Origin of the sequence: Vibrio ponticus, assembly GCF_009938225.1 — a bacterium.
GTDB classification, from domain to species: Bacteria; Pseudomonadota; Gammaproteobacteria; order Enterobacterales; family Vibrionaceae; genus Vibrio; species Vibrio ponticus.
Genome location: NZ_AP019657.1, coordinates 350,702 through 363,601 on the forward strand (window position 1 = coordinate 350,702; position 12,900 = coordinate 363,601).

Annotated in this window: 10 protein-coding genes; 5 read left to right on the plus strand and 5 right to left on the minus strand. The window is 46.0% G+C overall.

Annotated elements, in window-relative coordinates; genetic code table 11:
- The first annotated feature begins 98 nt into the window (after window positions 1-98).
- The gene (locus GZN30_RS01535) at window positions 99-407 is read left to right on the plus strand and encodes a hypothetical protein (RefSeq protein ID WP_075650397.1); all 309 of its coding nucleotides are present in this window, start codon (window positions 99-101) and stop codon (window positions 405-407) included.
- Window positions 408-453: 46 nt separating this feature from the next.
- Here GZN30_RS01535 and GZN30_RS01540 read toward each other — a convergent pair whose 3' ends face one another.
- The 3 genes from GZN30_RS01540 to rdgC form a co-directional block, all read right to left on the minus strand.
- Complete coding sequence (locus GZN30_RS01540; protein ID WP_075650395.1) at window positions 454-708, minus strand: YfhL family 4Fe-4S dicluster ferredoxin; 255 nt, start codon at window positions 706-708, stop codon at window positions 454-456.
- Between the two features lie 2 nt (window positions 709-710).
- Window positions 711-2,111 (minus strand): prephenate-dependent tRNA uridine(34) hydroxylase TrhP, encoded by a 1,401-nt coding sequence (gene trhP, locus GZN30_RS01545; protein ID WP_075650393.1) that lies wholly within the window; start codon window positions 2,109-2,111, stop codon window positions 711-713.
- 177 nt (window positions 2,112-2,288) lie between these two features.
- Window positions 2,289-3,203, minus strand: coding sequence for a recombination-associated protein RdgC (gene rdgC, locus GZN30_RS01550; protein ID WP_075650391.1), 915 nt, complete (start codon window positions 3,201-3,203; stop codon window positions 2,289-2,291).
- A gap of 269 nt (window positions 3,204-3,472) precedes the next feature.
- Here rdgC and phoB point away from each other — a divergent pair, with 269 nt between their 5' ends.
- From phoB to GZN30_RS01565, 3 genes are read left to right on the plus strand one after another with little or no spacing between them, the layout of a single operon-like run.
- Window positions 3,473-4,162 carry a phosphate regulon transcriptional regulator PhoB gene (phoB, locus tag GZN30_RS01555; RefSeq protein WP_075650389.1) on the plus strand — a complete coding sequence of 230 codons (690 nt, stop codon included), beginning with the start codon at window positions 3,473-3,475 and terminating at the stop codon, window positions 4,160-4,162.
- 18 nt (window positions 4,163-4,180) lie between these two features.
- Window positions 4,181-5,479 carry a phosphate regulon sensor histidine kinase PhoR gene (gene phoR / locus GZN30_RS01560; RefSeq protein WP_075650387.1) on the plus strand — a complete coding sequence of 433 codons (1,299 nt, stop codon included), beginning with the start codon at window positions 4,181-4,183 and terminating at the stop codon, window positions 5,477-5,479.
- Window positions 5,480-6,472, plus strand: a complete 993-nt coding sequence (locus GZN30_RS01565; RefSeq protein WP_075650385.1) for a PstS family phosphate ABC transporter substrate-binding protein — start codon at window positions 5,480-5,482, stop codon at window positions 6,470-6,472.
- Between the two features lie 68 nt (window positions 6,473-6,540).
- On the opposite strand, the gene ppx is transcribed toward GZN30_RS01565, so the two are convergent.
- Window positions 6,541-8,046, minus strand: a complete 1,506-nt coding sequence (ppx, locus tag GZN30_RS01570; protein WP_075650383.1) for an exopolyphosphatase — start codon at window positions 8,044-8,046, stop codon at window positions 6,541-6,543.
- On the minus strand, window positions 8,030-10,114 hold the full coding sequence (gene ppk1, locus GZN30_RS01575) for a polyphosphate kinase 1 (RefSeq protein ID WP_075650381.1): 2,085 nt from the start codon (window positions 10,112-10,114) through the stop codon (window positions 8,030-8,032). Before ppk1 ends, ppx begins: the two co-directional genes overlap by 17 nt.
- Window positions 10,115-10,712: 598 nt before the next feature.
- Here ppk1 and GZN30_RS01580 point away from each other — a divergent pair.
- The gene (locus GZN30_RS01580; RefSeq protein ID WP_075652731.1) at window positions 10,713-12,899 is read left to right on the plus strand and encodes an ABC transporter permease subunit; all 2,187 of its coding nucleotides are present in this window, start codon (window positions 10,713-10,715) and stop codon (window positions 12,897-12,899) included.
- Window position 12,900: the final 1 nt, after the last annotated feature.

Consider the following 12,900-nt stretch of genomic DNA (forward strand, 5'->3'; position numbering starts at 1 on the left):
AATAACAACGATATGAACGAAGTTGGTTAACTCGACGTTTGGATTATAAATAGGATGCTCGGCTTACTTCCTATGAGAATATAAGCAAGGACACTCCCATGACTATGGTATGCGCAAAAGATTTTGCCGAGTGGCTCAAGCTGAGATTTGGCAGTGCTACAGAGTCAGTAACGATTTCCCGTGAAGAGGTAAATCATCTTACTGGAAGGCAGAGATTAGACCCTGGTTTCGTTCATGATGTACATTTTGAGTTGATGCCACATGGTTTAGCATTTGTAACCGATACTTCGCGTGAGACTTTCTTCCTAGTACCGATAGGTAAAGCAGTTAATTGGCGAGAACATTTGGAGTATCAATATGAGAAAGAGTTGTACTGTAATATCTTTCCGATCATCAAATCTGGCTGAGGTCGACGATACAAAAAAGGCTCATCACTGGATGAGCCTTCTAGTTTTATGCTAAACCTTGAATGATAACGAACTTCTCGAGTAGTTCTTCGTCCGTTTCTACATGGTCTGGGTCAGTGATAATACACTTGGTAATCGGACAAACGGATTGGCACGTTGGCTTCTCGTAGTGACCTTTACACTCAGTACACAGATTAGGATCGATTTCGAAGATGCTGTCACCCATTGAGATTGCGCCATTTGGGCACTCAGGGTCACACATATCGCAGTTGATACACTTATCTGTAATTAGTAGTGCCATGATTACTTACCCGTTGGGTTACGAGTGTCCTGACCGTCGTTCAGGTTACGCATCAGTAGCGCGTACTCAAGATCCATGTCTTGTGGTACTGGAATAAACACAAAGTGACCGTTGCCTTTCGCATCGTCAATTACTTCTGATTTACGGTTTTCCATCGCTTCTAGCGTGAAGTTTACGTTGCCTTTTGGCGTCATCAATTCTAGGTTGTCGCCAACCACAAATTTGTTCTTCACTTCAACTTCAGCAAGATCACCACGACGTTTACCAGTAAATTCACCTACAAATTGCTGTGCGTCAGAGACGGAGTAGCCGTAGTCGTAGTTTTGGTATGCATCGTGAGTATGACGACGTAGGAAGCCTTCGGTGTAACCACGGTGTGCTAGGCTTTCAAGAGTACCCATTAAAGACTCATCAAATGGACGACCCGCAACGGCATCATCAATTGCTTTACGGTAAACTTGCGCAGTACGTGCACAGTAGTAGAACGACTTAGTACGACCTTCGATTTTAAGTGAGTGAACACCCATCTGAGTCAAACGCTCAACGTGTTGGATAGCACGTAGATCTTTTGAGTTCATGATGTAAGTGCCGTGCTCATCTTCAAACGCCGCCATTTTTTCTTCAGGGCGGTGGCTTTCAGATAGTAGTACGACTTCGTCAGTTGGTTTGCCACGACCGATAGTGGTTTCAGGACGCTCATCCTGCACTTCAATCGCTTGTACTTCGCTTGGGTCGAACGCTTCAACGATCTGACCTGCGTCGTTCTCTTTGCCTTCTTCTACTTTGTATTCCCAACGGCATGCGTTAGTACAAGTACCTTGGTTCGGGTCACGCTTGTTGATGTAACCAGACAGTAGGCAACGACCAGAGTAAGCCATGCAAAGAGCGCCGTGAACGAAAACTTCGATTTCTGTTTCAGGGCACTGCTCGCGAATTTCTTCGATTTCTTCTAGAGAAAGCTCACGCGACACGATTACGCGCTCAACACCTTGAGTCGACCAGAATTTTACTGTTGCCCAGTTAACTGCGTTCGCTTGAACAGACAGGTGAATAGGCATTTCTGGGAACGCTTCGCGAACCATCATGATTAGACCAGGGTCAGACATGATCAGTGCGTCTGGACCCATTTCTACAACCGGCTTAAGGTCGCGAATGAAGGTTTTTAGCTTAGAGTTGTGCGGCTGGATGTTACATACCACGTAAAGCTTTTTGCCTAGGGCATGTGCTTCATCGATACCAATCTTTAGGTTCTCGTGGTTAAACTCGTTGTTACGTACACGTAGGCTGTAGCGAGGCTGACCTGCGTATACTGCATCTGCGCCGTATGCGAATGCGTAACGCATGTTTTTAAGGCTACCTGCTGGTGATAGTAGCTCAGGTACGAATACTTTATCTGTCGTCATTGCTCAATTCTCTATGTAATCTGATCTCAAGTCAGGGCAATTCCACCTGATGGAATTGGGGCGCAAATTTTACGTCAAAATGTGATATGTGACTAGGAAAAACTCTGAAGCGAGCGAGCCGTAAGATCAAAAAAGCCTTCCGAAGAAGGCTTTTGAGCAAGTAATTAGTACGATTGCTTATGCATTTGGGTTTGGTAGACCACCCAGTGCTTCATACAAATTCGGTAAGAAAGCGCCCATTTCGCCACACATTAGTGAGAAATCTGCGTCAAATCGCGCAGCTTGATCTTCACGAGGAATATCATCATTTTGATCTTTCAGTTCGTCAGAGAACTTCAAGCGTTTGATGCTGCTATCTTCGGCAAGAATAAATTCAATGCGATCTTGCCAGTTAAGCGCCAGCTTAGTCACCATTTTATCCGCTTCAATATGGCTACGAATTTCATCGGCGGTTAACTCTTGCTTCTTACAACGGATCACGCCGCCTTCTTCCAGTACCGATTTAAGTTCTGCTTCATCAAGCATCGTGATGCCGGCTGGTGTATTGCCTGTTTTCACCCACTCAGTCAGTGTTAGCTCTACAGCATTTTCTGGGATCGCAGGAACGACCGGTAGGCTACCCATGGTTTTACGTAGCAGAGCAAGCACATCTTCCGCTTTTTTGTAGCTGCTCGCATCAACAAGGATAAAACCGAGCTTTGGCATGATCAGCACATAAGTGTGGTTGCTGCGGCTAAACGCGCGTGGCAGCAGATCCATCACGATGTCGTCTTTAAGGTTGTCTTTCTCTTTTTTCTTCAGAGGGCGACCTTCTTGTGCTTCCATCGCTTCGACCTTGGCATTCAATGATTCTTTAATCACTGAAGCTGGCAGCATTTTCTCTTCTTTCTTAGCACAGATTAGGATGTGGTTTTCTGATACGTGAGTCATCATATCGCCATGGCGACCCATTGCTGAAACCCAACCAAATTTTTGCTTATCTTGGCTGCCGCAAGGGGTAAAACGAAACTCAGCCAGTTGCTGTTCTAGCTGGTCTGCTTTGAAGTCGATTTCACGGTTAACGCGATACACCAGACAGTTTTTAAACCACATACATTTTCTCTAATTGAACATTGAAGACGCCCATCTTAGGCAAATTTTCTTCGCTTGTCTGTCAGGATGTGAAAAATATGAATGACGTCGTGAACATTTGACAAATCACTAGCGCTTATTGATTGAATTGCAAGCATTCAATAGAGAATCTTGTATGAAAATTTGTTTGCAAAGGTCACAAAAGTGTCATAATTGCTAGTAATAATGCCTATGCATCGAGAGGTGTGATCCTCTCTTCACTCAAGCTTAACGAAAAAGGTTTATTTATTATGTCTAGAAGGATTCTAGTTGTTGAAGATGAAGCACCAATTCGCGAAATGCTGTGCTTTGTTCTTGAGCAGAAAGGTTACCAAGCGGTAGAAGCAGAAGACTACGACACGGCGGTAACTAAACTAGCAGAACCCTTCCCAGATCTAGTACTACTGGATTGGATGCTACCGGGTGGTAGTGGGATCAACTTCATTAAGCACATGAAACGCGAAGAGCTAACCCGCAATATTCCCGTAGTGATGCTAACGGCGCGTGGTGAAGAAGAAGACAAAGTTCGCGGTCTGGAAGTAGGCGCGGATGATTACATCACGAAGCCATTCTCACCAAAAGAACTTGTGGCTCGCCTGAAAGCGGTGATTCGCCGTGTAACACCCACAGCACTAGAAGATGTGATTGATGTGCAAGGTCTCAAGCTTGATCCTGTTTCTCACCGCGTGACGGCAAACGATCAGCCGCTGGATATGGGACCGACCGAATTTAAGATGCTGCACTTCTTTATGACTCACCAAGAGCGCGTATATAGCCGCGAGCAACTATTGAACAATGTTTGGGGCACCAACGTCTACGTTGAAGATCGCACGGTCGATGTTCATATTCGTCGTTTGCGTAAAGCACTTGAAACAGAAGGTCATGATAAACTGATCCAAACTGTTCGTGGTGCTGGCTATCGTTTCTCAACCAAAGCTTAGGACCGTATGGAGAAGTAAGTGGTTGAAAGGTTAACTTGGAAAAGGCTGGTCTGGGAGCTGGCTTTTTTTTACACCCCTTGGGTGATTGTTGGTTGGATTTTCGGATATATGCCGTGGTTGCTGCTCGCTGCCACGGTTTTGCAGCTTGTATGGCATCTACATAACCAAATGCGTCTTTCGGCGTGGTTGTGGGATGAAAAGCGCCTGACGCCGCCGTCGGGTACCGGAAACTGGGAAGAACTGTTTAACGGTATTTATCGTTTGCAGCAGCGTCAGCGTCGTAAACGTAAAGAGCTGACCAATTTGATTCGTCGTTTCCGTAATGGTGCTGAATCGCTGCCCGATGCGGTGGTGGTTTTTCGCAGTGAAGGCAACATTGTTTGGTGCAACAAGCTCGCTCAGCATTTATTGGGCTTTCGTTGGCCGGATGATTCAGGTCAGCCAATCTCGAACTTGATTCGTACCCCTGACTTTATCAAATACCTCAACAAGCAAGATTACTCAGAGCCTTTGGAAATGCGTTCGCCACTGAATGTCGAACGTATGCTGGAATTGCGTATCGTGCCGTACACCGAAGGTGAACACCTAATGGTGGTGCGTGATGTTACTCAGTTAAAACAGCTTGAAGGGATGCGTCGTAACTTCTTTGCTAACGTTTCTCATGAACTTCGTACACCAATGACGGTGTTGCAGGGTTATCTTGAGATGACGGAAGATCCCGATATGTTGGTCGGCCCCATGTGGTCTCGTGCACATGGCGTGATGACAGAGCAGCTTAACCGTATGAATAGTTTAGTTAATCAGCTATTGACGCTGTCGAAGATTGAAGCGGCACCGATGCACGAGTTAGAAGAAGTCGTCAATGTTCCCGCGATGCTCGAAGTGCTCGAAAAAGAGGCAGTGAGTCTCAGTGGCGAGCAAAACCACAAGTTGAAGTTTGAGGTTGATGAATCGCTATTGGTACTGGGGGATGATGACCAACTGCGCAGCGCAATTTCCAACCTAGTGTATAACGCGGTGAAATATACCCCAGCGGGTGCCGACGTGAATGTGCGCTGGTACCTCACAGCACAAGGTGCTTGTCTGGAAGTCGAAGATAGCGGCGAGGGAATTGAGCCACAGCATTTACACCGCCTGACGGAACGTTTTTACCGCGTTGATAAAGCGCGCTCACGCGATACCGGCGGTAGTGGTTTAGGTTTGGCGATTGTGAAGCACGCCTTGACTCACCACGACTCTCATCTTGATATAGAAAGTAAAGTCGGGGTTGGCAGTAAGTTCTCATTTATCCTACCTGAACGTTTGGTGGTGAAATAGATGAAAGCAAGGATCGCGCTTACGATAGTGTCAATCATGACAGGTTTAATCACTGCATCCGTTTATGCATCCGTTAACGCGTCAGTGACCGCGCAAGAAGAGTTCCGCGTCTATAACAAAGTGCCGGGCATCAGTGGTGAACTCACCAGTGTGGGTTCGGATACGCTGGCTGGGATGACCACTTTGTGGGTGGAAGAGTTTAAACAACTCTATCCTGGCGTAAATGGTCAGGTACAGGCTTCGGGTTCTTCGACAGCGCCGCCGGCACTGACCGAACAAACCGCTCAGTTTGGTCCCATGAGCCGACCAATGCGCAACAGTGAAATTGAAGCGTTTGAACGTGCTCATGGCTATAAACCGACCGCGTTGCGAGTCGCGATTGATGCGATTGGTATTTTTGTTCACCAAGATAACCCAATTAAAGGCATGAACTTCTCACAGTTAGACAGTATCTTCTCTGCTACCTTACGTTGCGGTGCGACTAAGCCAGTGCATACTTGGGCGGACCTTGGTATGAACTACTCTTGGGCGAAACGTACGATTCAAAAGTTTGGTCGAAACTCGGTGTCTGGCACGTATGGCTACTTTAAGAAGAATGCTCTGTGTGGCGGCGATTTTCGTAATACCGTCAATGAACAACCTGGTTCGGCGTCGGTTGTGCAGTCGGTCGCCTCATCGATCAATACCATTGGTTATTCTGGAGTGGGGTATCAGGTGTCAGGGGTTAAGCGCATTCCCATCGCTCGTGAAGGCAGTCACTACGTAGAACCAACCCGAGAAAATATTCTCTCAGGTGAGTACCCACTATCACGTTACTTGTACGTCTATATTAATAAGCATCCAAGTAAAGCCTTGTCACCGCTAGAGCGTGAGTTTATTCGCTTTATTTACTCTAAGCAGGGACAAAACTTAGTTGAAAAAGACGGTTATGTTGCGATATCACCAGAGCTGGCAGAACAAGAGTTGGCGAAGGTAGGAATAGAGTTCAACTAATCGCAGTAATGGATGTATCAGTATAAAGGCGCGTTCAGCGCCTTTATTGTTTTTGAACCAAGCTGCTGTTAACTAAACGTCAAATGCCACTCTGCATCCTGCCAAGAAGCTTGCTCACTCATCAGATCGGCATGGAGTAATTTGTTGTTCTCAAGCCAATTTAATTCTGTGCAAGTGAGTGACCACTTATCATCAGAGTCGACCGAAAGCGTGATCTCTGGTAGAGGGTCATCACTTCTTTGCCCATTCAGTACAATCGCCAAACGAAGCACTCGAACTAAATTGACAATGTGCTTTTTCTTGTAAAGGGCGAACTCTTCCATCTCATGCAGTTTGAGTGACTTGCGTTGAAAGCGAGCTAAGGTTGCCAGCACGCGTTGCTGCTCAACATTGAAGCCGGGCATAGTGGTATGACGAAGAATATAGGCAGAATGTCGATGGAAGGCTTTTAAGCTGATACTGAGTCCGACCTCGTGCAGCAGCGCGCTCCACTCGAGTAAATCAAACAGCTCAGATTTTGCTTTGATGCCGAGCTCTTTATGCACTTGCGCGAGAAATTCGCTCGCTTGCCCTTTGACTCGCGCAGCGTGTTCGAGATCGACCAAATGCTTTTGTGCTAAATTTTCTGTGGTGCGCATACGAATATCAGAACGCTTAAATCGCTCTTCCATTTCGTACAGCAAGCCTTCTCGCAAGGCGCCTTCAGAGAAGTGCATTTCAGTGATTTTAAGATCGAGGAAAATGGCATACATAATCGCCACACCAGCCGCAAACACCGGTTTTCGTTCCGGCGTTAATCCTTCAAGCTCGATATCCTCAATTTGTTTCCACTCACAGAGCTTATCGATAAGGGCATTGAGGCGTTTGGCGGTGATAATGCCATCTTCATGACCTAAACCGATCAGAACTTCGCGAATCGCTTTGGTGGTGCCTGAAGAGCCAAAAGCAATCGACCAACCCTTTTTGCGATAGCGTTGGGCGAGGGACTCGAGTTTTTGTTCCGCAGCGAGAATCGCGTTAGTGAAGTTCTTGTTCGATAGCTTACCGTTGGCGAAAAACTGATTAGTAAAGCTGACACAGCCCATCTGCTTACTATTGAGCAGTTGAGGCTCGAACCCTTGACCACAAATGATCTCAGTGCTGCCACCACCAATATCCACAATCAGCTTAGAGTCAGATTGAGGTTGGGTGTGAGACACACCTTGGTAAATCAGACGCGCTTCTTCCTCTCCTGGGATGATTTCGATAGCAAAAGGCAACACTTCACGTGCTCGTTGGATAAAGATATGCGCATTATTGGCTTGCCTTAATGTGTGCGTTGCTGCGATGCGAACATTGCTGGGGGCAAAGCCCTGCAAGCGTTCAGCAAACATAGCCAAACACTCTAAGCCACGTTCAATGGCGGCATTATCAAGGTTATTTTGTCCATCCAGTCCTTCGGCAAGTCGAACTCGCTGTTTGTGGCGGCTAACGAGTTGTAAGTCTTGTCCAACGACCTTGGCTACCACCATATGAAAACTATTCGATCCCAAATCGATAGCGGCGACATCTCTTACATCAGGCGTTTGCTTCATTGTTTTTCTTAGCTTGCTTCTCTACATTTTTAAGATAGTCATAAATCGCTAACTGTGAACGTACTTTTTTGCGATTCCCGCGAGCAACGTAGTTATTACTCATCTCTTTATCTATCCAACGAGCTTTTACTGTATCGATAAAGTGCAGGTTTACGATATCGATAATGCGCTGTTTCAGACGCGGGTCACGAACTGGTGCACCCACTTCGACTCGATGGTCGATATTACGTGTCATCCAATCTGCTGAAGAGATATAGACCTGAGGATTGCCGTCGTTATGGGTGATAAGAACGCGAGGGTGTTCTAGAAATCGATCGACAATGCTGATTATTGTAATGTTGTCACTGACCCCTTCCACTCCAGGTACCAGTGCACACATACCGCGAATCACCATGCGAATTTTGACCCCAAATGTGCTGGCGCCATAAAGTTTATTGATCAGTCCCTTATCAACGAGATTGTTCGCTTTAAGGGTGATTTGCGCCTTTTTACCTAGTTTGGCGTTGGCAATCTCTGCGTCGATCAATCGATAGAGTTGGCTGCGTGAATTGCGTGGTGAGACGATCAGTTGGTTAAACTTAACCGGACGATATGGGTTTTCAATATAGCCAAACACATTACGCACTTCGTTGGCGATTTCAGGGTCGGCAGTTAAGAGCGAGAAATCGGTGTAGATACGTGCGTTTTTCTCATGAAAATTACCGGTGCCGATATGGGCGTAACGAACAATCTCATCGCCTTCTCGACGGTTAATCAGCAGTAATTTCGAATGGATCTTTAACCCAGGAGTGCCAAAGATCACTTGGACGCCCGCTTCAGTAAGCACTTTTGCCCACTCGATATTGGCTTGTTCGTCAAAACGCGCTTGCAGTTCAACGACCACGGTGACTTTTTTGCCATTGTGCACCGCATCGATTAATGAGTTCATTAAGCGAGAATCTTTAGCGACACGGTAAATATTGATTTTGATACTTAAGACTTTGGGATCAAACGAAGCTTGGCGTACCAGCTCGGTGATGTGCTCAAAGGTGTGGTAGGGGTAGTAGAGTAAGATGTCTTGGTTTTTGATCGCATCAAAGCTGTTTTTGTAGCCATTGAAGTCGGCACAACGCATTGGCGGCAGCGGCTTATTTTCTAAATAGTCGCGACCCACATTGGGAAAAGCAATGAAATCTTTAAAGTTATGGTAGCGAGAGCCGGGGATAAGGCTGTCATAGCTCGAAATGCCAAGCTTCTTGCAGAGAAAACTGAGCATATCTTCTGGCATATCGCGCTCATAAACAAAGCGCACGGGCATGGCGGTAAGACGCTGGCTAACCCCTTCAGACATCTGCTCTAGCAGGCTATATTCTACTTCTCGACTCAGGTCGTATTCAGCATCACGGGTCATCTTCATGGCATACCCGTTGATCTCATCGTATTCAAAAAAGCCGCGGAACAAGTCGTCGAGACAGTAGCGAATAATGTTATCGAGCAGGATGATGGTTTTGCGTCGCTTGCCTTTTTGCTCTGGCACCATTACAAAGCGCGGCAGGTGATCGGTTGGGATCTCTAATAATACATATTGAGTGTGCTCATCACGTTTTAATTCAACCGCAATATAAGCGTATTCATCTTTGAGAAACTGCAGTAGGTTGATTTCTTGCGTTAGCAGCACTGGTGACATGTGCGGCAGAACTTGGCGGCGGAAGTATTTTTGAATCCAGCCTTTCTGGGTATCGCTGAGTTGATGCTCATTGACCAAGAAAATACGGTGACGTGCCATTTCTCGGATCAACTCTTGGTAAAGATCATCAAAATGTTCATTGAGTTTCAACGCTTTAGACTGCATTTTAGTCAACAAATGCTTGGAGTTGTCATTGCCGCCACGTTCTTGGTTGATAAGAATTCGGCGCTTTACGTCGGCAAAGCGGACTTTGTAAAACTCATCAAGATTATTGGAAAAAATGCCTAAAAAGCGCACACGTTCAATTAATGGGACTGATTTATCCGCCGCTTCTTGCAGTACGCGCTCATTAAATGACAACCAACTTAGCTCTTTCTCTATGTACAGTTTCTCTGAACTCATCCGACGATCCTTATCATTTTTACACCGAGATGCGCTCGTTAATTAAACTAGGTAAATTGGATACTGATTATGCTTAGCAAAAAGTTTTACAGTCAACAACCTAGCGGATTATGACGGTGAATATCCCTAACAAGTATTAGAATCCACAATATTGAAGCAACTTGGGTATAACTATAAAAAAGTATAGGTTAGCTAAAAAAAACTAAGGCATTTTTGTGAAGGTTTTATTGCAAAAGCTGAACAGATTTTAATCGTCGATACTCGAAATGCATCACGCTTAGTTGGAAAAGATATTTGATTATATTCAGTAATTTATTAATCACTGTAATATAATTGTCATCAAAGCAAAATAGTATATCCTCGAGCGTAAATAGAATCTTGGTGCGTTTTAGCGTGTTTTCTCACCAGTGCTGGGATTTTATTGAGCAATTCGTGATCTTATCGTCACTGTCAAGCTAAGTTGTTAGCCATAGAGTGATAGATGCCGCCGATCCTCTCGAGCAAAAAAGATAGCCTAAGTAAGACCTAACACGCGCTAGCGTGCTGTAATGATTGAACCGCGACCCATCGCACTAACCGAAACAGAGTATTTACCGCAATGACAAAAGCAGATTTTTCGCTCAAAGAAAAAGACCGCAAGCGATTGGTTAAAGATCGTCTCGTCAAATTTGCGGTGTCTGCTGGTGGGGTTGGGGTGTTGGCGGCACTGGTGTTGATCTTCGTCTATTTAGCCATGATGGTCTTGCCTCTGTTTTCTGATGCCAAGCTGACGCCCAATATTGCCCAGCAGTCAATTACTACGCCAGAACCTCTTGCGGCGGGAATTGATGACTATGGCGAACATGCTTTTGTGATTTCCAAGCAAGGGCAGGTGGATTTTTGGGCGATGGATAAAGCGCATGCAGAGCCTAAATTGTCAGTCGATTTTGCTCAAGATTTTACGCTCTTTGCTGCGATGCCAACGGCTGAGGATTGGTTTGCGTTTGCGACCTCGCAAGGGCAAGTGAAACTGTTCCAGCCGCAAATGAACCATGTGATCGAAAACGATCGCCGAGTGTTCGCGCCTGAAGTAGAGCAATACAACGCTCCGATTGATTTAACGTTTTCCGATGCTGAGCTGCGACAGTTTGCTTTTGCTAAAGGTAAACAACTGGTTTTAGTCGGTTACTACAATGACCAGAAATTGCGCATTCGTTGGCAAGATAGCGCAGGAAAAATTTATACCCATCAATTCCCGCAAGCTATTGCAACGGTCGACCAATTGATTGTCGCCCCAGATGGCAAAACAATTTATTTGCGCCAAGAGTCAGAGCTTATTGTGATCAAGCAACATGACGACCATTATGCGGTGCGAGAGATTGTTGATTTGAGCCAAGGTGAAGCGAAGCACGCAGTGAGTCATATTGATGTCCTCTCTGGCGCGTCTTCTCTATTGGTGACGCATCGAGATGGCTTGGTATCGCAATGGTTTGATGTATTGAAAGATCAGCAGCGTCATCTGACCTTTATTCGAGAGTTCAAACTGGCCGCTGAGCTGCAGTTTTTGCTGCCGGATGCATATCGTAAAGGCTTTTACAGTTTCTATATCAATGGCATGGTACAGAGCCATTACACCACCAGCGAAAAGTTGGTGATTTTTGAGCGAGCGTATAACAAAGCCCCTCAATTTGCGGCGATGTCAGACAATGAGCAGTACTTGGTCGCGTTTGCTGATGGCATGTTAAGTGTGGCTCACCTTGATAACCCTTTCCCGGAGGTATCGCTGTCATCGCTGTGGCAAAAAGTGTGGTATGAAAGCTACCCTGAGGCTGCCTATGTTTGGCAAACCACCTCGGCCAGTGATGAGTTTGAAGCGAAATTCAGTTTGGTGCCAATTGCTTTTGGTACATTAAAAGCCGCGGCGTTTGCGATGCTGTTTGCGATTCCGATTGCGGTGTTGGGGGCGATCTATACCGCTTACTTTATGACGCCACGTATGCGCCGTTTTGTAAAACCATCGATTGAACTGATGGAAGCGCTACCGACGGTCATCATCGGTTTTCTTGCGGGGCTTTGGTTTGCGCCAATTGTGGAAAGTCACTTAACGGCAGTCGTGGTCTTGTTGCTGTTTCTGCCTGTGGCCATCATTGCGATTGGTGTACTGTGGCATAGTTTACCGACTCGCTGGACGCGTCGCCTACCTAATGGCTGGCATGCACTGATTTTGATGCCTTGTTTGGTGATTATCACCGCGCTGATATTAAGCCAAAGCTACAACATTGAGGCGCTGCTATTTAATGGTGATGTGCGGATTTACCTTGCTGAGATAGGCATCGATTTCGATCAGCGCAACGCACTTGTGGTGGGTTTTGCCATGGGTTTTGCTGTGATCCCGACCATTTTTACTATTGCTGAAGATGCGATCTTCTCAGTGCCGAAACATCTATCTGATGGCTCTTTAGCACTGGGTGCAACACCTTGGCAGACATTGATTTATGTCGTACTGCTTACCGCAAGTCCGGGGATTTTCTCAGCGATTATGATGGGGCTTGGTCGTGCGGTAGGAGAAACCATGATTGTGTTAATGGCGACCGGTAATACACCAATTTTGGATTGGAATATTCTTGAAGGTATGCGCACCTTGTCTGCGACTATTGCCGTTGAGATGCCAGAATCAGAAGTGGGCAGCTCGCACTTCCGGATTCTTTTCTTAGCCGCGTTAATTCTACTGGTATTTACGTTTGCGGTTAACTCGATTGCTGAATGGGTTCGTCAACGTCTGCGTGAAAAGTACCGAGCTTTATAGA

Excerpts from the sequence above, each read along its gene's own strand:
- GZN30_RS01535 (WP_075650397.1), top strand. The coding sequence starts at position 99 with ATGACTATGGTATGCGCAAAAGATTTTGCCGAGTGGCTCAAGCTGAGA.
- GZN30_RS01540 (WP_075650395.1), bottom strand. The coding sequence starts at position 708 with ATGGCACTACTAATTACAGATAAGTGTATCAACTGCGATATGTGTGAC.
- trhP (WP_075650393.1), bottom strand. The coding sequence starts at position 2,111 with ATGACGACAGATAAAGTATTCGTACCTGAGCTACTATCACCAGCAGGT.
- rdgC (WP_075650391.1), bottom strand. The coding sequence starts at position 3,203 with ATGTGGTTTAAAAACTGTCTGGTGTATCGCGTTAACCGTGAAATCGAC.
- phoB (WP_075650389.1), top strand. The coding sequence starts at position 3,473 with ATGTCTAGAAGGATTCTAGTTGTTGAAGATGAAGCACCAATTCGCGAA.
- GZN30_RS01565 (WP_075650385.1), top strand. The coding sequence starts at position 5,480 with ATGAAAGCAAGGATCGCGCTTACGATAGTGTCAATCATGACAGGTTTA.
- ppx (WP_075650383.1), bottom strand. The coding sequence starts at position 8,046 with ATGAAGCAAACGCCTGATGTAAGAGATGTCGCCGCTATCGATTTGGGA.
- ppk1 (WP_075650381.1), bottom strand. The coding sequence starts at position 10,114 with ATGAGTTCAGAGAAACTGTACATAGAGAAAGAGCTAAGTTGGTTGTCA.
- GZN30_RS01580 (WP_075652731.1), top strand. The coding sequence starts at position 10,713 with ATGACAAAAGCAGATTTTTCGCTCAAAGAAAAAGACCGCAAGCGATTG.